Source organism: Photobacterium salinisoli (assembly GCF_003614885.1).
Lineage (GTDB): Bacteria > Pseudomonadota > Gammaproteobacteria > Enterobacterales > Vibrionaceae > Photobacterium > Photobacterium salinisoli.
In genome coordinates, this window is the sequence record NZ_QZMS01000011.1 from 275,510 (window position 1) to 296,805 (window position 21,296).

At 50.2% G+C, this 21,296-nt stretch carries 23 protein-coding genes; 4 read left to right on the top strand and 19 right to left on the bottom strand.

All coding sequences use genetic code 11. The features are described 5' to 3' along the window. Positions 1–71 precede the first annotated feature (71 nt). Complete coding sequence (locus D6M16_RS12600; RefSeq protein ID WP_120512232.1) at positions 72–782, bottom strand: AraC family transcriptional regulator; 711 nt, start codon at positions 780–782, stop codon at positions 72–74. 133 nt (positions 783–915) lie between these two features. Between D6M16_RS12600 and D6M16_RS12605 the strand changes: the two genes are divergently transcribed. Next, complete coding sequence (locus D6M16_RS12605) at positions 916–1,557, top strand: DJ-1/PfpI family protein (protein ID WP_120512233.1); 642 nt, start codon at positions 916–918, stop codon at positions 1,555–1,557. A 1-nt stretch (position 1,558) separates the two neighbouring features. On the opposite strand, the gene D6M16_RS12610 is transcribed toward D6M16_RS12605, so the two are convergent. The 4 genes from D6M16_RS12610 to D6M16_RS12625 form a co-directional block, all read right to left on the bottom strand. Then, on the bottom strand, positions 1,559–1,891 hold the full coding sequence (locus D6M16_RS12610; RefSeq protein WP_120512234.1) for a DUF1840 domain-containing protein: 333 nt from the start codon (positions 1,889–1,891) through the stop codon (positions 1,559–1,561). An 11-nt stretch (positions 1,892–1,902) separates the two neighbouring features. Further along, positions 1,903–2,481 carry a rhomboid family intramembrane serine protease gene (locus D6M16_RS12615; protein WP_240435614.1) on the bottom strand — a complete coding sequence of 193 codons (579 nt, stop codon included), beginning with the start codon at positions 2,479–2,481 and terminating at the stop codon, positions 1,903–1,905. 66 nt (positions 2,482–2,547) lie between these two features. After that, complete coding sequence (locus tag D6M16_RS12620) at positions 2,548–3,357, bottom strand: crotonase/enoyl-CoA hydratase family protein (RefSeq protein WP_120512235.1); 810 nt, start codon at positions 3,355–3,357, stop codon at positions 2,548–2,550. A gap of 103 nt (positions 3,358–3,460) precedes the next feature. Then, positions 3,461–3,976: a hypothetical protein gene (locus tag D6M16_RS12625; protein ID WP_120512236.1), complete on the bottom strand. Its 516-nt coding sequence runs from the start codon at positions 3,974–3,976 to the stop codon at positions 3,461–3,463. 109 nt (positions 3,977–4,085) lie between these two features. Here D6M16_RS12625 and D6M16_RS12630 point away from each other — a divergent pair, with 109 nt between their 5' ends. Beyond that, entirely contained in the window at positions 4,086–4,625 is a 540-nt protein-coding gene (locus tag D6M16_RS12630) for a DUF4136 domain-containing protein (protein WP_120512237.1), read from the top strand. 103 nt (positions 4,626–4,728) lie between these two features. Here D6M16_RS12630 and aroG read toward each other — a convergent pair whose 3' ends face one another. From aroG to D6M16_RS12660, 6 genes are all read right to left on the bottom strand, one after another. After that, positions 4,729–5,784 carry a 3-deoxy-7-phosphoheptulonate synthase AroG gene (aroG, locus tag D6M16_RS12635; protein WP_120512238.1) on the bottom strand — a complete coding sequence of 352 codons (1,056 nt, stop codon included), beginning with the start codon at positions 5,782–5,784 and terminating at the stop codon, positions 4,729–4,731. A 273-nt stretch (positions 5,785–6,057) separates the two neighbouring features. Then, complete coding sequence (locus tag D6M16_RS12640) at positions 6,058–7,554, bottom strand: cobyric acid synthase (protein WP_120512239.1); 1,497 nt, start codon at positions 7,552–7,554, stop codon at positions 6,058–6,060. Positions 7,555–7,689: 135 nt separating this feature from the next. After that, a complete protein-coding gene (locus tag D6M16_RS12645) occupies positions 7,690–8,625 on the bottom strand; it encodes a bile acid:sodium symporter family protein (protein WP_120512240.1) in 936 nt (311 codons plus the stop codon). 24 nt (positions 8,626–8,649) lie between these two features. Beyond that, positions 8,650–9,477 (bottom strand): alpha/beta fold hydrolase, encoded by an 828-nt coding sequence (locus tag D6M16_RS12650; protein ID WP_120512241.1) that lies wholly within the window; start codon positions 9,475–9,477, stop codon positions 8,650–8,652. Between the two features lie 188 nt (positions 9,478–9,665). Next, entirely contained in the window at positions 9,666–10,967 is a 1,302-nt protein-coding gene (locus D6M16_RS12655) for an MATE family efflux transporter (RefSeq protein ID WP_120512242.1), read from the bottom strand. 189 nt (positions 10,968–11,156) lie between these two features. Next, on the bottom strand, positions 11,157–11,735 hold the full coding sequence (locus D6M16_RS12660; RefSeq protein WP_120512243.1) for a nucleoside triphosphate pyrophosphohydrolase family protein: 579 nt from the start codon (positions 11,733–11,735) through the stop codon (positions 11,157–11,159). A gap of 576 nt (positions 11,736–12,311) precedes the next feature. On the opposite strand from D6M16_RS12660, the gene D6M16_RS12665 reads away from it, so the two are divergent. Both D6M16_RS12665 and D6M16_RS12670 read left to right on the top strand, forming a co-directional pair. Then, positions 12,312–13,031 carry a glycerophosphodiester phosphodiesterase family protein gene (locus D6M16_RS12665; RefSeq protein ID WP_120512244.1) on the top strand — a complete coding sequence of 240 codons (720 nt, stop codon included), beginning with the start codon at positions 12,312–12,314 and terminating at the stop codon, positions 13,029–13,031. A 190-nt stretch (positions 13,032–13,221) separates the two neighbouring features. Further along, positions 13,222–14,514, top strand: a complete 1,293-nt coding sequence (locus D6M16_RS12670; RefSeq protein WP_120512245.1) for a DEAD/DEAH box helicase — start codon at positions 13,222–13,224, stop codon at positions 14,512–14,514. Between the two features lie 56 nt (positions 14,515–14,570). Here the strand turns inward: D6M16_RS12670 and D6M16_RS12675 are convergent, their stop codons facing one another. From D6M16_RS12675 to D6M16_RS12705, 8 genes are all read right to left on the bottom strand, one after another. Continuing rightward, positions 14,571–15,527 (bottom strand): sensor domain-containing diguanylate cyclase, encoded by a 957-nt coding sequence (locus D6M16_RS12675; protein ID WP_120512246.1) that lies wholly within the window; start codon positions 15,525–15,527, stop codon positions 14,571–14,573. A 229-nt stretch (positions 15,528–15,756) separates the two neighbouring features. Further along, positions 15,757–16,260 (bottom strand): GNAT family N-acetyltransferase, encoded by a 504-nt coding sequence (locus D6M16_RS12680; protein WP_120512247.1) that lies wholly within the window; start codon positions 16,258–16,260, stop codon positions 15,757–15,759. A 63-nt stretch (positions 16,261–16,323) separates the two neighbouring features. After that, positions 16,324–16,485: a hypothetical protein gene (locus D6M16_RS22265; RefSeq protein ID WP_162941021.1), complete on the bottom strand. Its 162-nt coding sequence runs from the start codon at positions 16,483–16,485 to the stop codon at positions 16,324–16,326. A 64-nt stretch (positions 16,486–16,549) separates the two neighbouring features. Next, positions 16,550–17,140, bottom strand: coding sequence for a GNAT family N-acetyltransferase (locus D6M16_RS12685; RefSeq protein ID WP_120512248.1), 591 nt, complete (start codon positions 17,138–17,140; stop codon positions 16,550–16,552). Positions 17,141–17,159: 19 nt separating this feature from the next. Beyond that, entirely contained in the window at positions 17,160–17,885 is a 726-nt protein-coding gene (locus tag D6M16_RS12690; RefSeq protein ID WP_120512249.1) for an esterase/lipase family protein, read from the bottom strand. 220 nt (positions 17,886–18,105) lie between these two features. Further along, positions 18,106–20,166 (bottom strand): PhoX family protein, encoded by a 2,061-nt coding sequence (locus D6M16_RS12695; protein WP_120512250.1) that lies wholly within the window; start codon positions 20,164–20,166, stop codon positions 18,106–18,108. Between the two features lie 169 nt (positions 20,167–20,335). Beyond that, positions 20,336–20,734, bottom strand: coding sequence for a carboxymuconolactone decarboxylase family protein (locus tag D6M16_RS12700; protein WP_205576888.1), 399 nt, complete (start codon positions 20,732–20,734; stop codon positions 20,336–20,338). Positions 20,735–20,808: 74 nt separating this feature from the next. Beyond that, complete coding sequence (locus D6M16_RS12705; RefSeq protein ID WP_120512252.1) at positions 20,809–21,162, bottom strand: DUF2750 domain-containing protein; 354 nt, start codon at positions 21,160–21,162, stop codon at positions 20,809–20,811. Positions 21,163–21,296 lie beyond the last annotated feature (134 nt).

The window sequence follows — 21,296 nt, forward strand, 5'->3', positions numbered from 1 at the left end:
TAGAAAGTACCGCAGAATGGTGTCGCCGTTTTTGCTGAAAAGCCGGTTTAGTGTTGCCAGAAGCCGAACTGTTACCGTCGGCGGATCTGTCGGGGAGTCTCCTTCCAATAAGCAGAAAAACGGCGGCTGAATGCTGACAAATCCGTAAAACCGACCCGTTCGGCAATCAAAGAAACGGGCAAGTCTGAATGCGCCAGCAGGGCCTTGGCTTTCATCATTCGCTGAGTGAGTAAGTACTGTCCGGTCGTCATCCCCACGTGCTGCTTGAACAGCGTCTTGAACTGGCTGAGACTGAGACAGGCCAGTGCTGCCAGTTCACCAAGGGACGGTGTCCGGCTGATGTCTTCGTTAAGAAAGCGGACGGCTTCACTGATTCGGGCGTCGCGACAAGCGGGAATAACCTGATTCTGCAATAAGTTATAAAACAGCGCTGACATGGGTTCTATCAAACCAGGCTGTGTCGATTGCGTTAGCTGCAGCTCCAAAAACTGACAATAGGCGACAAGTTCAGGTGACGTTGCAAACACAGGTCGGGCTAACTGCTGCAAGCTCTCCGGTAAGTAATCCAGGTCAGCGACCAGAAAGCGACATTTTTCATCCGCTTTAAACTCATGCATCATTTCAGCGCCAATAACCACACACTGCCCTGGCCCGACTTTTCCTGAAAAATCAGGCAATGTCAGGGTTATGTTGCCATGGAGGGGGAGCACTAACTGATGATAAGCGTGACAGTGAGCGCGCATTACCAGGGAGTAACTTCGAATGGATAATCTGACCGTCATTTGAGCGATGTCTCTGTCTCAAGGGCTGCCTGACCATAAAGAAAATCTTACATTCGGTCTGGCAGGATTTTTTTGGATAACCAGTTAAACAACTATGCTTTACGTTAGGTTGAGCAATTTAAAGTGTGACAGAATGACAGAAGCCCTTGCCCCAGACAAACAGCGTGGAATCAGTATTGTGATCCCCTTGTTTCCGGAATTTTGCCTGCTGGATGTCAGTGGCCCGCTGACGCTGCTGAACGCGCTTGAAGAAGACATCACAGTCACTCTGGTTTCTGAGAGCGCATCAGCCGTGCTCAGTGAGCAGGGTGTCAGCTTAATGGCCGAGGCCGACTTTGACGACGATCTGTTCTGCGATTTGTTACTGGTGCCTGGCGGTAAAGGCGTCAAAGCCAGTCTGAAGAATCCTCAGCTGATTCAATGGATAAGCCGCCAGGGCCGCAAAGCCAGAATTCGCTGTGCCGTCTGTACCGGTTCTGCGCTGCTGGCTCAGGCCGGACTGCTGGATCACAAAGCCGCAACCACCAGCAAACATCAGTATCATTGGGTCAGTGAACTCAACCCTAACGTGAAATGGCAACCTGTCGCCAGATGGGTTCAGGATGAGAACACATTTACCTCATCCGGTACTGCCGCAGGTCTGGATATGACGCTTGGTCTCATCGCCTTTTTGATGGGAGAGGAAGCGGCACGTAAGGTTGCCATAGACGCAGAATACTTGTGGCGCAACGATCCGGACGATGATCCTTTTGCCCCGCTTCATCTGGTTGACTGAATCAGCTGTCTGATTCCCACATCACCACGACCTCATCCGCGATGGCTGATTCCAGCATCTCAATCAGCGGTCTGGCTCTTGTCATCATACTGATGTGCGGTTCTTTATCTTCCCAGGGGTCATCTTCAGCCTCTGTTTCGGCCTGCTGGGCAGCGTCTAGTTTTTCCGCTTCTGCCAACTTGGTTTGCAGATTCAATAAAGCTTGCGGCACGTCATCGACATCAATAATACCGGGAATATTTTCGCAGTATCCCATCATATGAATCAGTTGTTTTGCCACATCGCCAAACATAGTGATGTTGGCACTGGCTTGGGAGTGAAAGGTAATAAGCATAGGTCGTCCTCTTATTGTTCAACATTTGCCAGTGCTCTGGCTTTATCTCGCCGGGCAAACACATAGCCGGCCATCACACCGGCCAGCGCACCGGACAGATGGCTTTCGTAACTTATCCAGCTATGTGCGGGAATAATCCCCGTCAGCATCGGGCCGTAAAAAAACATCACAATCAACGCGATTGCCAACGACTTAAGACTACGCCTGAGCACAGCATACACCAGCAGGTACGCCCAGAGTCCGTAGATAATACCGCTTAACCCGATGTGATAATGCATGCGGCCAAATAACCACACGCTTACTCCACTGACCACCCAACTGATCATAAACACAGCAATCAGTCTGCCCGCACCTGAACGTGACACCAGATAAGCCAGGGCTGAAAATGACACCATGTTACTGACTAAATGCGCCCACGAACCATGGATAAACGGATAAGCTAACAAACCTATCGCATGGTTAAGATGTCTTGGCAGCAAGCCGTAATCCAGCAGATAGCCATTCAGCAGTACATTGACAAGCTGCACGGCAATACAAACCAAAACTATCGCACCAATAAAATAGATAGTGTATTTGTTACTTTGATCCAACAGGCTCTCCTTCAGAGGGGTCTTTAGAAAGTATAAGCCTGCCAAGCAGATAAACCCATGGATTAATTACCAAAATGACTGCCGTTGCCGATAGGGTTTATCCGCCTTGTTGCGCTGCCTGTATCCGGCGATGTGAAAATTTTTCCCCATGATCAATCTCAGCTGGCTGACGGTTTCTCTGGCCAGCAAATACCGTTCGCTGCGTGACCAGCTTCGGGTTGTGGTTGATTTGATGGCAGCAATCGCATCTGGCGACGCCTGACAAAGCTGCTGAGCCAGTACTTGTGCGGCCTGACGCGGGTTATCATGAATTTCCGTCACCAGGCCAAGTTGCTGTGCACGAGAACCGGATACGATTTCACCCGTCATAGTCAGCTTCATCGCCACATCTTTTGCCACCAACTCGCGCAGTGACAGCAAGCCTGCCATATCCGGCACCAGGCCCCAGCGTATTTCCATGATAGACAGTTCAGATTCTGGTGTGGCAAAACGAAAATCGGCCCCCAGCACTATCTGCATGCCACCGCCATAACAGCGGCCTTCTATCGCTGCAATAACAGGCACGGGAATGCGGCGCCAGTTGCGCGATACCCGCTGGGCCAGATTGGCATTACCCGGCATCCATTTCTTCAGTACACCCAAGACCATACTGGGTGAGGTCGCAACACTCTTAACATCCAGGCCACTGCTAAAGTTACCGCCCTCGCCAGTCAGAATAATGGCACGAATATCTTTTCGCTTTCGCAATGACAGGCTGACGCTATCCAATTCTTTGAATAACCTGATATCCAGCGCATTCAGTTTGTCAGGACGATTTAAAGAGACGGTGACAATACCCTCTTCTTCCGTTACCAAAAGTCGTTGCCAGTGAGACATGTTACATCCTTGTTTATTATCTGGTCAGTCCAGATTAGTGTATCTGACTGATGGATAAAATCAGCTGGTATATGATGAAACTCTGCCCGGTGCCACACTGGATCTATTTCTTTGCCGCCTGATAACCCATCACATCAGCAAATCGCTGCCAGTCGGCAGAGTCCGCACTGGTAAGTGGCTGATAAACGTGTACAACCGCTGTTTCGCCACCCGGTGTACACTGCTGTCCCGTCATGGCAATGGAAGCACTGAAGAGCGGCATAGCCACATCTGCCGCTTGACACCATTCCCCTTCCATCCGGCCCTTTTGGCGACGGCAAAGCGCCTGAATGCGCGTTTGGTAGTCTTCAACAGAGTAATCACGGGACAAGCACCAGATACGCTCATACTCTGCATAGTCGTCAACCGGATGAAAAAGAAGGCCGGGTATCTCTGTGTTATCCGAGCGCTCTGCCCGGGCTGATGTGGCCTCGCCCACTCCGGTCTGGCCGATAAAGTGAACAGACAGGCTGATAATGTCTGTCTCAGTGCCCTCTGCCACGGAATTTTCCGCCAACAGCCGGCTACCAGCAGCAGCAACGATGATTAACACAGCAAAACAACCACCTGCGACTTTCATTCTTATTCCCGGATGAAAAGTGTCACTCTCAGATGTATTGATTATAGAAGCCGGCAAACCGCTATACTCAAAGCAACCGGGATCCAATCCGCTAGCGAGGGTAAATGGCATGAGAGCTTTACTGATACTTATCCCCAGTGTCCTGATTCTGCTGAGCGGATGCAGCGCCAAAGTATCCACTGACTACAATGCAAACGTAGACTTCAGCCAATACAAAACCTTCCAGTTTGCTGAACCCGGAAATACGTCGATTGTCAGTCTTGATAAAGCGCGGCTGGAAGACACTATCAAACGGGAATTAAGATACAAAGGCTTACAGCCGGCACAGGACGCAGAGCCAAAAGCGGACATCACAGTTAACCCGTATATCCGGGAAATGACAGATTTTGATTCTTACGGCACCTCAGTTGGATTCGGTGTGGGATACGGTTACAGCAGCATTGCCTATTCCGCCCCTGTCAGGTTTCGTGAATACACCTATGGCAAGCTGATCGTTGAATTAATTGATAACAAAACCAATAAAGTCATCTGGCGTTCTGTTTCCCGCCGCCAGCTGACAGAAAGCATGACCCCGACGGCCAGAGACCAATTTATTCAGGAACAGGTCAGCGAAATGTTCACACAATACCCACCCGGTCAGGGCGGTTAATACCACCGCAAACGCCTTATCTGATGCGAAAAAAAGCGAGAGCCCGGTCAGACTCTCGCTTTTTCAGTTAGCACTGGCACTGAGTGTCAGTGCCGCTACCCAATCATGATTTCTGACGACGCTGTTCGACTTTCTCTGCCAGTTCACGCAACACGCTTTCCGTGTCTTCCCAGCCAATACAGGCGTCCGTGATGCTCTGGCCGTAAGTGGCAACCTTGCCATCAACAATATCCTGGCGACCTTCAACCAGATGACTTTCAATCATCACACCGAAGATCGCTTTGTTACCGCTGGCAATCTGCTGACCCACGTCTTCAGCAACCAGAATCTGGCGCTTGTACTGCTTCAGACTGTTGGCATGGCTGAAGTCGATCATCACTTTCTGACGATGACCGGCATTTTCCAGTTGTTCAACCACTGCATTGACATGTTCTGCACTGTAATTCGGCTCTTTACCGCCACGCAGAATGATATGGCAGTCTTCATTACCCGCCGTCGATACTATCGCTGAATGGCCAAACTTGGTGACCGAAAGGAAATGGTGTGGCGCACTGGCGGAACCGATAGCATCGGTCGCAATTTTGATATTGCCGTCTGTACCGTTTTTAAATCCAACCGGACAAGACAAACCTGAGGCCAGTTCACGGTGAACCTGAGATTCAGTGGTACGCGCACCGATTGCGCCCCAACTGATGAGATCGCCCATGTACTGCGGCGTGATCATATCCAGGAACTCACCGGCTGTCGGCATGCCCATATCGGTCAAATCCAGCAGCAGTTTACGGCCCATGCGCAAGCCGTCATTTAACTGAAAGCTGTCATCCATATACGGGTCGTTAATTAAACCTTTCCAGCCCACTGTAGTACGTGGCTTTTCAAAGTAGACACGCATAACAATTTCCAGACGATCTTTCAGTTCGTCACGCAATGTTTTCAGGCGTGCGCCGTACTCAATTGCCGCTTTCGTATCATGAATGGAACAAGGACCAACCACGACCAGCAAGCGATCGTCTTCATCATTTAAAATGTTATGAATGGCTTTACGCGCTTCATAGACAGTTTCAGATGCGTTTTCAGTGGCCGGAAATTTTTCCAACACGGCGACTGGCGGCAATAACTCTTTAATTTCTTTAATTCTTACGTCGTCTGTTTTATGCATACTGCTTACTTCCAATTACATATCGTGGCCTGATATGGTCAGTATCAGGCCGATCATCTACTCCAACAGGCATTTAACTTATCGCCTTCATCCTGCATGTGCAAACGCTAATTGAAAATGAATGACAAACAGTATTCTTACACTTTCAGACTGATATTCATGCCATTCGCCAACACGGACCTGTGAGACGATATTTTCGGGCATTTTTCCTGTACCACCTCAAAATACTCTGCCTTTCAATGACTATGCAGCAGATTGCGTTTTAAGAAAAAATTATGCCTTTTGAAACAAATGCTTCCATTCCGGCCAAAGCGCAGCCAAGTCGAGATGCTGTTCGATCTCATCAGCCAGACGTTCGATGTTTTCCGCTTTGATTTGATCCATGTCTGGTGTCTGGCAGTCCGATAAACCCGCCCAGTTCAGAATCGCGCTGCAAGCTGAAGGTTTATCAAACACGCCGTGTAAATAAGTACCGAAAACCTGACCATCGATTCCGATTGCACCGTCAGCAAGCTTTCCGCTGTCTGTGTGCAAATGAACCGGTGCAGAGTCCAGCGATACACCCGATGTCACCCCAGCGTGTATTTCATAACCACTGACCTCAACCGACGGCATACCAGGCAGACGCAGTGTGCCCTGAGAACGTTTAAGCTGCTTTTCAGGCTCCAAAACCGTCGTAATGGGTAAATAACCCAAGCCCTCGCTTTGACCCGGTTCTCCTTCCAAACCGTGCGGATCGGACACCCATTCGCCCAGCATCTGGTAACCGCCGCAAATGCCCATGACCTTGCCGCCAAGGCGCAGATGCCGGGCAATCTGCTTATCCCAGCCCTGTTCACGCAGGTAGGCCAAATCGCTGCGCACACTTTTACTGCCGGGCAAAATGATCAGATCCGCGGCAGGTAATGGCTCTCCTTTGCCAATCAGATGAACATTTACCTGGGGGTGCATCCGCAATGCATCGAAATCGGTGTGATTACTGATTCGGGTTAACACAGGCACCACAACCTGAAAGGGGTTGTCTACTTTTGCCACCTGCTGCACAGAGATCGCATCTTCCGCTTCAAGCATCAAGCCATGCAGATACGGCAATACGCCCAGTACAGGCTTGCCCGTTTTATGCTCCAGCCAGTCAAGCCCGGATTGCAATAAGGTGATATCGCCGCGAAAACGGTTAATGACAAAACCTTTTACTCTGGCCTGCTCTGACTCAGACAATAACGCAAGCGTACCGTAAAGATGCGCAAAAACGCCGCCGCGATCTATGTCGGCCACAATGATGACAGGCACATCGGCCGGCTCGGCAAAGCCCATATTGGCGACGTCGTTTTCGCGCAGATTGACTTCAGCAGGGCTGCCGGCCCCTTCAATCACCACTGCGTCATAGCTCTGCTGCAGGCGGGCGAAAGATTCCAGAATAGAGGGCAGCACAAACTGCTTGTAGCCCTGAAAGCCAATGGCATCCATATCCTCGACCGCTCTGCCCTGCACAATCACCTGGGCGGCTGTGTCCGTGTTCGGTTTAAGCAATACCGGATTCATGTCCACTGTCGGCTCAATACCGCAAGCAAAGGCCTGGACGGCCTGGGCGCGACCAATTTCACCACCATCAGCTGTGACGGCACTGTTCAGGGCCATGTTTTGTGGTTTGAACGGTGCGACCTGAATGCCTTTTCTTGCCAGCACCCGGCACAGTCCTGCAACCAGCACACTTTTTCCTGCATCAGATGTAGTCCCCTGAACCATCAGGGCACGAACGGTTGATTGCATGTCTTTTCTCTCATTGTATGTCAGTGACACCGTAACTCGTCGTTTGACAAGGTGTCAGATAAAATCAGAAAGGCGGTTCAATGAAAAAAGCAGCCAGTGATGGTAACTGACTGCTTTTTATTGTTCCCTGTCGGTTCAGCTGGCTAGCGGATCCACACTTTGAGCCGGGGCTTTTTTAGACCAGTACGCCGCCAGCATTGAACCAGAAATGTTATGCCAGATTGAAAACAGCGTGCCGGGGATCGCCGCAACCGGGGAAAAGAATTTCATCGCCAGCGCGGTTGCCAGACCGGAGTTTTGCAAACCTACCTCAATGGCAATAGTACGGCAGACCGTCTCACTGAACCCCAACAGACGGCAGGAAAAGTACCCGGCTGCCAGGCCTATCCCATTATGAAGAATAACCGCCAGGGCAATCACAGGCCCGATTTGCGTCAGGCTGTCAGCATTGAGTGCCACCACAATCGCAATAATAATGACAATGGCAGTCACTGACAGCAAAGGCAAAACAGGGGTAAGCCGACGGCTGAAACCTGCTGCGAAATGATTGATCAGCACTCCGCCCAGCACAGGTAACAACACCATTTTTACCAGACTGGAAAGCATGGCCACCATAGGGACTTCGACACTCAAACCTGCCAGAGAGCCAGTCAGCAGCGGTGTCAGAAACACGCCGAGTAAGGTCGACATTGCCGTCATGGTAATGGATAGCGCAACATCCCCTTTGGCGAGATAACATATCACATTGGACGCTGTACCACCGGCGACGCTGCCCACCAACACCATGCCGACAGTTTGCTCTGGGTTAAATCCCAGCGCCAGACTGAGCACTATGGCCACCAGCGGCATGACGGTAAACTGCAGAAGCACGCCTACACTCACTGCACGTTTGTTCTGTACTACCGCCAAAAAATCCGTCGTTTTCAGCGTCAGCCCCATTGTTAACATCACAAATGTCAGCAATGGCACAATAGCGGTTTTCAACCCAACAAAAAAAGCCGGCTGAACATAGGCATATCCTGATAACAGCACTGCCCACAGCGGAAAAAGCCTGATTACAATCCCTAGCATCTTGTTCTCTCAATGAATCTTACGTCATTCCATGGTGTGCCGGAAAAACGGCAGTAAATGCCCTGAGACTGCTTCCGGTTGTTCCAGTGGTGTTAAATGTCCCGCTTCTGCAATCAGCTCAAGGCGGCTTCCGGTGACACCATCCAGCATCAGGTTGGATTCCAGCACAGAGCGAATCTTGTCTTGTACGCCGACCAGCAGCAGGCACGGGAGAGCGAAGTTTTCGGCATCTTCAAAACTGTCACGGCGGCCAAACCACATACGTCCGGCCTGTACCAGCGCACTGACCGCACCGCCCTGATAGTGCGCTAAACGGGCACGAAACTGCGCAGCCAGTTCAGGCTGCCGCTGCTCTAGATTCTGGCCAAACTGCAAAGGGGTAAAGAAATCGACAAATGCCTGGCTGAAACACTGAGCGGATTCCGCCTCCCGTAACAGCGCCTGATATTTCAGGTTAACCACTTCAGGCTCCAGGCCGGCAAAACTGTCCAGCAGCGCCAGGGACTTCACTTTAGCTGGGGCAAGAACGCCCAGTTCGATCGCCCAGCTTCCTCCCAGTGAATGGCCGGCAATACCCACTTGTTCTATGCCAAGGTGTTCCAGTAGTTCGTTAATCAGACTGGCATAATCAGCCAGTGTCGCGCTGGCAGACGGAGCGGCATCGGATTCGCCGTGCCCCCAGAAATCTGGCACGATACATCGAAAAGACTGACTGAGCGCCGCGGTCTGATGTTGCCACATAGTGCTGTCCCACAGGTAAGCATGGCCCAGAAGGATCACCGGTCCCTGCCCAATGTCCTGATAACTGATACTCTTAAATCGATGCCTTTGCTGCGGGGAAATACCGTTCATTGTTTCTCCATGTCTTTTTTGTACTTATACCAATCGACATAAGTCTTTGATCATTCTTGCTGGTTAAAACCGCTAATCACTGCGTTATGGATTTTGTCGTTAGAACCACTAGCGAGCTGCAATCCATGCCTTGTTCTAAGCGATTTTTCCTGCGCAGTGATCTGAACACTGACTTATCCCGATTGGTATTAATTCTGCTCTGCCATCGCCGCAGGTGTAAATTTCGCGACCACTTTATGCATGCCTTGCTGGAAACACAGCCAGGCCATCAATCCGGCGGCAAGATTACCAAACATCGCCCCGATAAACAGGCCCTTTATTCCGCCAAAATGTGCGCCCAGCCAGATCAACGGAAGGAAACAGGCAAATAAACGTAAACAGGAAATGACCAATGCCCGCATCGGCATTCCCAGCGCATTACTTACCGAGACCATCAACATACACACCCCAAGCGGGCCGAGGCTGACAGGCACCCAACGAAGATGAACCGAAAGAAGCTGACTGACGGATGGATCGCTGCTTAACACGGACGGCAGCCAGACAGATAACATCAGTAACATAGCGGCGATGGCAAACTGCCAGACCATGATGAATTTCACGGCCAGCCGTATCAGTGCGGTGATGGATGCCATGTCTTTTCGTCCCAGACAGCGGCCCACCATTGGCGGCATAGACATAGTAAGTGCCAGTACCACCACAATAGAGAAAAATTCCAGTCTGGAACCTAAGGCCCAGGCGGCGACGGCAGCAGCACCGAAGCCTGCAACCAGTTTGGTGGCCAGCATGGAAGCGAGCGGCGGCATCAGTTGGCTGAGCATGGCGGGCGCCATAATGTTGAGGAGTTCTTTTACTGATGCCATGACATGCAAACCTTGCCAGTTCAACGACATCCAATGCCGTTTGATGACGATAGGAAACATCACCAGCATACCGATAGCAAATGCCACTATGGTGGCCATTGCCGCACCGGCAAGCCCCAGATCCAAGGTAAAAATAAAGAGCGGATCCAGCACCATATTCAGCAGACTGGTGACCACCATCATGATACCGGGCAACACAGTATTGCCATTGGCCCGACACAAACTGTAGGCAAAATAGACCATGGCGCCCAGCCAGGCACTGCACAGCCAGTATGGCCAGTAAGCATCAATGAGTGGCCGGACATTCTCCGGGGCGCTCAGCAATGAAAGGATTGGCCCTCTCAATAACCAGATGGCAATTCCGACGACCACGACAATCAAAGCACCGGTCAGAACTACCAATCCACCTAACTGCTTGGCACGCCGCTCGTCACCACTGCCGAGCACCCGTGAGATCACCGCCGTCGTGGCGATACCCAGTCCAACCTGAAGACCAATAATGATCATCTGTATCGGTAGCGTGAAGCCCTGTGCAGCAAGTGGCAACACACCTAACTGTCCGATGAAGGCACTGTCGACCAGTTGAAAGCTCATCAAGGAAAGTACACCGAACATCATCGGCCAGGTCATGGAAAACAGCTGTCGCGACAGCGAACCTGCTTGGGTGGAATCAGTGGGATTAGATCGGGGCATAATCAGAAATTCGTCAGAAAAAAGAAAGTGTAAAGGGCTGGTACGTCAGTACGAAGACAGTGAGTGAAAGTAGTCGGAAAAACCCTGCCTATGTGGCAGGGATCAAGCGCTGATGAAACTCAGAAGTTAGTTAGTTACTAATGTCACCAGATCTGCAGGGCGATAATACACAGATTTCAGGACTTTCCCTTTGCGGATTACTTTGTCTTCCAGCTCTACATCCTTGGCACATTTAGCAATGATGTAATCGCCTTTCTGGTTACCTGTAATCTCGACACCCTGCTTGGCATAAAACGCCTGTGTTTCCGAAAACTCCTGCTCGTTACGGCACACCTTGCTCATATTGCTGGCATGCACTTCGTCCCAGCAGGGCACGAAATCGATATTCAGTCGTTTGGCAATTTGCAGCAACAGGTCAATCATATAGCTGACACCGAGGTTATCCTGAACCTTGCTGTCACCCAGATGTACCAGTCGTCCCATCAGTACATAGACAGTGTCCACAATGGCATCGGCCTGCTCAACCAGTGAATCGGCTTCCGCCAGTTCTGTCAGTTCTTCTACTGCCAGCGAGGTATGTAACTGATCCATTTGCTCATTCAGCGTCGATGGATTTTCAATGTCCAGATCAAACGTAGTACGAAACTCTCTAATGTCGCGATACAAGTGGTCAAACAATGCCTGATCCAGCACAGTCAGTTTCATACTAAAGTCCTCATCAATCTATCGTCATCGTGCGAAGCGGAAAGTCGCTGAATCCCTGTCAATAGAGGAAGCGCCGCCAGCTACACGGTTAAAAGTCGGCGAATGGTAACACACTCATATCCAGCTTTCATCGTTCTTCACCGTACACAGAGGCAGGATGACGTTCCCGATAAAACAGAAAACCCGGCAATATTCAACTTATGCATAACACCCTGCCGCATATGCAATAGTGATTTGCGACACAAGTCACTGAATTGATTCCGTTGTCGCATACAATACGCTCACGATTTCATAGAAGAAAGTACGATTATGTGTCCACATTGCAAAAGCAAAAGTGTTCCTCTGCGTATTCGCCGAACGATGTTAGATAAAATTCTTAACAAAAACAGTCATAAATTCCAGTGCAGCCGTTGCAACAAACACTATTTCATCAAACTCGGCAGTTATGTGGGTGCTGAGACAGCTGAGCGCTAAACAACATCTGGACGTTTACCGTCATTGAACTGTTATAATCCTGAGGCATATTCACAGAAACAGTCGTTACCTGTCTCTTTTTCTTGATGGTACTGATCACACATGATTTCCGGACATCGCGGAGCCGCTGCGCTGGCTCCTGAAAATACTCTGGCAGGCTTGCAGGAAGCCGCTAAACATCAGATACAGTGGGTTGAAATGGATACCCAAATCTGTGCGGATTTTATCCCAGTCATATTTCACGACAAAAAAGTGAACCGCTGCACCAACGGCCGTGGTTATGTCCGTGAGCTGAATCTGGCTGAATTGAAAGCCCTTGACGCCGGTAGCTGGTTTAGCACGAACTTTGCCAACGAACGCATTCTGACGCTGGATGAAGCACTCAATGCCTGCCGTGCACACCAACTTAAACTCAACCTGGAAATCAAGGTTCATGATGAGGCAGAAACCGAGTTACTGGTCAGCAAGGTTGCAGACACCATTGCCGCCAATGATTTCCCTGCTGAATCGCTGATACTCTCGAGCTTTTCCGTTAACGCTGTCGCCTGTTGCCAGCAACTGATGCCTCATATCCGCCGAGGATTGATCTGCGACAGCGTACCGGCAGATCTGATGACATTGTCAGAGAAGCTTGAACTGTTCAGCGTTCATATGGACTACCGCCTGCTGGATGAAACACTGGCAAGCGAGATTAAACAGGCCGGTTTGGAGCTTCATATCTGGACCATGAATAAACCAGAATTGGTTGCCCAGTTTTACCAGTGGGGCGTCGATATCATCATCACTGACAACCCGCCACTTCTGCTTTCTTCCCTTACCTGACACAAGCCGGGCTCAGCCCGGTTTATTTCTGGCCGGATACCCGCCTTTATTGCGTAATTTTTCGGCTAAACCTCAAATCATCTGCCACAGACTATGATTATTGCTCTATAATCCCTGGTTTTGGTCAGTCATACCAAACGGAATCCTCAGCTTAGCGTTTCGTTCGGTATACCGTCTGTAGGAATGTAACATGTCATTTGCTTCACAAAATTTTGCTCCGGAAATTGTTCGCGCTTTGGATGAATGTGGTTATGAAAAAATGACTCCGATTCAGCAAAAAGCGATACCTGCTGCTCGTCGTGGTGAGGACATTGTGGCAAATGCCCAGACTGGTACGGGTAAAACAGCCGCTTTTTCACTGCCGATCATTCAGAAAATTGCCGACAACCCCAAGCCGAGAAAAAGTTTTACGACGCGTGCGTTGATCCTTGCGCCGACCCGTGAACTGGCAGAGCAGATTGCACGCAACATTTCAGATTACAGCCAGTATCTGGAATTACGTGTGGCAGCTGTGTTTGGCGGAAAAAAAATGTCGAGTCAGGAAAAGCAGCTTGAAAGTGGTGTCGACATTCTGGTTGCCACACCGGGTCGTTTAATTGAGCACTTGGATTTAGGTAACCTGTCGTTAACGAACCTGGAATTTCTGGTGTTCGACGAAGCTGACCGTATGCTGGACATGGGCTTCATTGGTGATATCCGCACTATCTTGAGCGGTATTCAGGGCCATCCGCAAACCATGCTGTTCTCGGCGACATTCTCCAGCATGATGAACAAACTGGCGGGCGAGATCACTCACAAGCCAAAACGTATTTCTGTCACACCTGAAAACTCCACGGCAGAAACCGTGGCGCATGTGGTTTATCCTGTTGATGAAGAGAGAAAGCGTGAACTGCTTTCTGAGCTTATCGGCAAAAAGAACTGGCAGCAGGTGCTGGTGTTCGTCAATTACAAAGAAACAGCCAATGATCTGGTGACAGAGCTGAAACTCGACGGTATCAAAGCGGTATTATGCCATGGTGATAAAGCACAAAGTGCGCGTCGCCGTGCGCTGGAAGAGTTTACAACAGGTAAAGCCCGGGTGATGGTGGCAACAGAAGTGGCAGCACGCGGACTGGATATTCAAGGTCTGCCGCATGTCGTGAACTATGATATGCCATTTCTTGCCGAAGATTATGTACACCGCATTGGCCGTACTGGTCGTGCCGGGCAGCAAGGCCATGCTATTTCCTTTGTGAGCCGCGAAGAAGAACTGACTTTGCTGCAAGTGGAAAAACTCATCAAGCAACGCATTCGCCGGGTCATCCTTGAAGGTTACGAGCCCGCTAAACGTGATGCACTCATTGAGAAACTGAACACCAAAGCGTCTTATCGTGATCGCAAGGGCCGGACCAATAATCCGGATCAGTCTGCCGCAGAGCGCCGGATGCGCTTACAGAAAGCGATCCGTAGTCGCAGTACTGCACCTAAAACATTGAAAAAATAATTGCTCTAGAACACAACAAACCCCAGCCTAAGCGGCTGGGGTTTGTTTTTGAGCCATCAGGATTGCATCTTACTGAGATACATTCTGGAATCCGCTTTCGCCAGAATCTCGTCCAGGTTCATCGTTTTACCGGCAGGCAAGGTGTAAACCCCGGCACTGAAAGATAACTGATATGGGCGGTTTTGCTGTACATTGAAATCATCCACCGTTTTCTGAAAACGCTGAATCATCGTCTGTGCTTCTTCTTCCGCTACCCCTGAATACAAAACAACAAACTCATCCCCACCGACTCGAGCAAATAAGTCAGAATAGCGAAAACTCTGACTGATCAAAAATGCAAAATCCTTCAACGCATCATCACCGGCCTGATGACCAAACTTATCATTGATTTCTTTAAACTTATTCAGATCGAAAAAGGCCAGTGAAAAAGGCGTCCCATGGATATAGCTGTTTTCCAGGCTTTTGGTCGCGAGTTTGATGAAACCACGCCGGTTAGAAATCTGTGTCAATTCATCAATGGTTGCATCATGCAGAGCAGACAACTCCTGCTCGGCCATTTTGGCCAGATCAATAAGATCTTTAACTTCATCTTTGTCCATCGAATGGGGCTGATGGTCGAAGATACACAACGTACCCAGCTTGTATTTATTATCGTAAATCAGAGGAATACCGGCATAAAAGCGGATATGAGGTGGCCCGATGACCAATGGATTATCATGAAACCGTTTATCCTGGGATGCATCAGAGACAATAAAGGGGCCATCGGCCAGGATTGCATGTCCGCAAAATGACACTTCTCTGCTTGTTTCTTTCAAGTCATCACCGCAGCAGGATTTAAACCACTGTCTGTCACTATCAACCAGTGTCACAGTTGCAACAGGCACATTAAAAAGCCGCCTGGCCAAACGGGTAATCCGGTCGAACCTTTCTTCCCTGCCTGTATCGAGCAAAGATAGGGAACGTAAGCACTGCAAACGCTCAACTTCGTTTATGGGATTCTCTGGCACTAGCATGGTCACAGTTCCTACACTTATTTAACGACTCACTCCATTGCCTAAAATATACCATTTTGGGATAACCAATAAAGGGTTTGCCACTCCTTTCGCCGTATTCCTCCAGTCATAAATCTTACTTTTACGATCAATTACCTGTTGTTGCAATCTGATTCATACTGGGTGCACACTTTGAGTACCCATTAATGGCGAACTCAAAAATAGGGATAACGAACGCCATAAAGCGCTATCAGAGCTGTTTGTAGAAGAATATCGTTGCATCGAACTGGCCGGATGCACTCAGGGCAAAATCAGGAATTCGTCCGGCCTCGGTATAACCCAGCTTACGATACAGGGAGGAAGCAACATCGCCTTCACGGGTATCCAGTACAATCAGGTTGCGCTTCAACTGCCGACAGCATGTTTCAGCCTTTAGCATCAATGCTTTGCCTACTCCTTTGCCACGGGCAGCCGTATTGACCATCAACTTTTCCACTTCGGCCCTATGCCATCCGTTACGTTTTGACGTCAAAGCAAGCTGCACTGTGCCAATGACGGAATCGCCCTCACAGGCGACAAACAATTTACGCCCGTCACCTAAATCATTCGCAACCCCAAGCCAGTAAGCCTCTGCTTCCGCAGTGCTTAACGGGGGCAAAAAACCGATCGAAGCACCATCATCCACGCAGTTTTTCAACAGCTGGATTAACGTCTCTTTAAAGGGCGAAACGTCCTGAATCTCAATCACATCCATGTTGCATGCCTGTACTATCAAAGACTATGTTGCCTGTTAAACCTTGTATACCTTCAAGCCTGATCATGGGGTCTGAATCACGCAGATCGGGAAGTCACCCGGGTTTCTGCCGCCGCCCATGTCCAGACACACGTCTTCATAGCGAAAACGTTCAAATTGCATACCTGCCCAGAAAACTGCCAGCAGGATAACCAGAGCGGCAGCGACTTGCATCACTTTTTTCATAACAACCTCTCTCAGGCAAACTGAACATCAGCCTGAACATACTGACTCACCTGGCACAATCCGTTCAGGTGAGGTTCATTCCACATCCGGGCGCGGCAAAAGACAATCCCGTTTTTTTCCAGCGACGAAGATCCATGTCCATGATGACAGCATCCCACCAGCGCCCTTTAAAGTAACGGTGGGCATGCAGCCGCTGGGCTTCGATCATACCAAGGCGACGGCAAAGCGCGATCGCCGCTTTATTGGCTGCCAGTGTTTCAGCGTAAACCCGGTGAATGCCTAATTCTTCAAAACCAAAGTTGACGAGCCCTATCATAGCTTCTTCGGCAATGCCCTGCCCATGACAGGCACGCAGTAAACCACAACCAACCGATGCATCCCCTTTGTCATCTATGCGTAATCCCGCAGTACCGATCAATGGAGACACGAGGTCAGTACCTTGCGCCAGACGGATCGCTAACTGATATTTCGTCCGGGGAAGTTCTCTGGACTGTTCAACAAACAGCGTGACCAGATCACGCATGGTCTGCTCAGAACAATCTTGTTCACTGTAAAAACGCTGATACTTTTCATCTTGCGCCATCGCCAGATAGGCGTCTGTATCTGCCTGCAGGAAATCCGTTAAGGCTAGTCGCGGGGTAGGAAGTACAAACATGTGACGATCCCTGAATCTGCTAATCATGATTAATAAAGCGGCCCTGACGTAAAAATGTCATTGTCTGCGCAATCACCTCGTGATTGTTCATGATAAAGGTATGGCTGACCGGCAGGACAAGGTGCGATTTCATGCCCTCGACCTGAGTACTGGCCACTGACACTTTCCCGTCATGCGGCAAAGGCAGCAGCCAGGAGGTCAACACATTAATACTGTAATTGCCGGCAATGACGCCCAGCTCAAACTGAACCGGCCCGAGCGTATTGGGCACACTGGCCTTATCCGTGCCCAGCTGTTGTCCTGCCGGACCGTAAATCCACTCAAACAGAAAAAAATCACGCATCGCATCCACGATCTCACTGCCTTTGTTGGGCGGCGCGAGCATCACGACCCTGCCAAGGCCTGCAATGTGATTTGCCGACAGATACTGCCGGACCAAGATGCCGCCCATTGAGTGTGTAACAAAATGCACCGGTTCAATGTGCTGGCACTGAGACAAGGCTTGCGGAATAACGGACGTCGCAAGAGACTCAATACTTGCCGTTGTCGACGGATAGTCCATATTCACCGTCCGATACCCTGCCTGCTCCAGTGCCGTTGCCATGCTATCCATGGCGTTTGCTGTTCTGGCAAGTCCATGTAACAGAATCACACACCCCGGCGACTGAGACGGCGAAGCCTTCACAGCGACAGATGCCACACTCAAAACAGCCAGCAGGAAAACCTGCACACTTGCATTTCTCATTCGCTATCAATCCTGACGGGAAACCCGGCCAATCTGAACGACGCTTCATAACATCCTTTAAAAATCATCGATCTATTATGCATCAGGGTGAATCTTAATGGAATGTTCGTCAGGGAAAGTAGCGAAGAAATGACATAGAAGGGCTGAACACAAAGGTACTCACAACGAAAAAACCCGCAGCCTGGCTGCGGGTTGATAAAGGGCTGAGAGGCCGCTGAAATTAAACGCCAATCTCTCCGCCATCATTACGGCGAATCACCACAGTGGCGGCACGAGGGCGAACCGTCTGACCAGAGGGTGTCTGCTCTGCCGCATTGTCGGAGTACGGCCAGTTTTCCGGATGCTGAATGTTAATAAAGACAGACTTATAATCAGGGCTGATCGCAAAGCCCGTCACTTCACAGCCATTAGGACCGACAAAGAAGCGCTTCAGCTGAGTTTGATTCGCGCCGTTCACCGCTTGCTGCTGCCCCTGATCGTCCACCATGGCTGAAGGCACAACCGCCAGCATCTGATCATTGGTATAGCTGGTGACATCCGCCGCGCCATTGTCTGTCTGTACCCACAAGATACCTCGTTCATCAAATGCAAGGCCATCCGGGCTGGCAAACATATTCAGCTCAGTCAGGCCAGAGAGGTTGGTGTCGGCATCTGCACTGGCGGGTGAACCAAACAGGAAAATATCCCAGCTGAACGAGGTTGCATCACTGCCTTCATCCCAGCGGATAATATGACCAAAGTAGTTTTTCAGACGCGGGTTCGCGACATTGGCCTCTGTGCGACTCGAATTGTTGGTCAGAGTCAGATAGACAGTGCCTGTAAACGGATCCACTGTGGTCCATTCGGGTCTGTCCATCGGCGTCGCGCCCACGAGATCAGCCGCGCCAGCGGTATTGAGCAAAATAGCAGCCAATGAATCAAAGGTATCGCCCAGCACACCACCACCTGTGGTTGGGCTGTTCATGGTCAGTGGTAACCAGGTTCCGGCACCGTCTTCTGAAAACTTTGCCACGTACAAGGTACCGTGATCCATGTACTTATCACCCACAGCACGGCGGCTTGCCGGATTAGCATCTGCCGGGTCCCAAACCGCGTCAGACACGAATTTATAGATGTATTCGAATTTAGAATCATGACCCGAATAGAAAACAATTGGCTTGCCTGCTTCCAGCTTGCCGAACGCACAGCCTTCATGACGAAAACGCCCCAGAGCAGTACGTTTGACCGCACGCGCATTGGCGTTGTACGGATCAATTTCAACGATATAGCCAAAGCCATTGGCTTCGTTGCGATAATCGGCTGCGGCACTTGCGGCGGTTGGTGTCACATCAAACCGGGTAAATTCATCCAGCCGTTCCTCTGCATCACCGGCCAGATCATCCCAGCCGTATCGCGTGCCCGAGCCTGAGACACCAATACGGTTCTGCTCTTCGGTCTTGGTGCCTTTATTCACAAAATAACCCGGCCAGTTTTCTTCACACGTCAGATACGTACCCCAGGGTGTATAGCCGTTACCACAGTTGTTCAGTGTGCCGCGGGTCTGGCTGCCATCGGGAGAGAAACGGGTTTCAAGATAAGAGGTGTATGCCAGCGGGCCGGCCATATCCATCACAGTGGCTGCCGTAAAACGGCGGTTAAGTGGGTCGTTATCAACAATCGCCCACTGATTACCGGTGAGTTTTACACGCACCACGCTGACGCCGTGGGCGTTGATCTCTTTGCGGATTTCCTCGGCACTGGTGCGCAGATTGGTGCCAGCATCTGTCGTCGGGCCATTGGGATGTAACGCATCGGGCTCGATATACTCATGATTAATGCACAGTAAGCCATCATCTGCGGCGTCGTTAAGCGGGAAAAAGTGCATGCCGTCATGGTTCATTCCCATTGCGTTTGCCTGATCGTCCGCCGAATTATTGCCCGTGTTATCCCAGGCACTGGCTTTATCATTCAGTGGTGTGCCCCAAGGCACGAGTACCTGAGCGGAATAACCCGCCGGTACAGCAACGGCATCCAGTAAGGAGCCGGGAATAGACTCAAAGTTCAGCACGGCTGTACTACGGTCAGCCACTTCAGGATTTGTGCCTGAACCGCCATTGGCTTTACCAGAATTACTGTCGCTGCCACAACCAGCCAGACCAAAGGTACTCAATGCGGTCAGCGCGCCCAGGCCGAGGGTGCTTTTCAGTGCGGTACGGCGGGAAAGGTGCTTATCCAGCACCTGTTGAAACGTTTCATTGCCACTCTTGTTGTAACATGTTGGATCAAATGTTGCCTTGCTCATCAGACTTCCCCAGTTAAGTGCATTATCAGTTTTTATGTGCGAACGGGCACACATACTGAGCGCAGAGTGTTACAACTGGGCGTAATCTTAATGACGCTTAGATTTCATTATCTTTAAAAACATGATCTTACAATGAGCAAATTCAAGCAGGCAGACAGGCTGCTTGTGCTCAGTCGCTCGACTCAGTGGGTATGATTCCCGACGCCTGAAACACGTTTTTTGCCACTGTCATCCCGTTGATCGCTGCCGGAAAACCGGCGTAAACGGCCATCTGCAGTATTACTTCAACAATCTGCTGCGACTGGCAGCCTATATGAAGTGCGCCTTTGATATGGCTGGCCAGTTGCGGCTGACAGTTACCCATTGCGGTTAACGCCGAAATGGTCGCCAGTTCGCGGGTCTGGAAATCCAGTCCCTCTCTGGAAAGCACCTCTCCAAACGGAAAGCTGATGATAAAATCGGCCAGCTCAGGACAAATTACCTGAAAGGTTTCTTTCAGGTGCTGCTCTGCATTTGGGTCCAGTTCATTGAGCCTGGCCAAGCCAGCCTGATAACGTTTTGAATCCATCATTACCTGCTTTTATAAAAAATAGCGCCAAAAAAACCGCCAGCAGGCGGTTTTTACTGTTTCTTCGAAAGCTATTACAGATACTGTTTAGCCACTTCCTGAGGCTCCATTTCAGCACCTTCCAGCTCCTGGTTCCAGTTCAGGCCAACCAGTACACCTTCTTCAGAAAGCGTGATCATCCAGTCCTGTACAAACACATCTAATGGCAGCTGAGATGGCTGAAACTCAGCCCATTCTTCCACACAATGAAATTTGGCATCCGCTTCAGTGGACCAGAACGGCATGACTTCCGACTCTTCAAACTCGCTTGAGTCAACAGACAGCCAATCCCCTTCTTCATTACACAGGCCGTACACCACATGCGTCTCTTTAGACTCAGTGAAGAACAAGTCAGCATTCGCCTGTACGTCTGCAGTTAATTTCGTCATGATGATTTCTCTCTTGATTGGGGGCTCGCTGGTTCGCGGGCTTGTTGGCGCAAATAGTAGCAAAGTTTGTGCGCAATGTAAGATCAAATTCTTGATACGGCGCATCGACTTTTATCTCTGCCCGCCTCACGGGG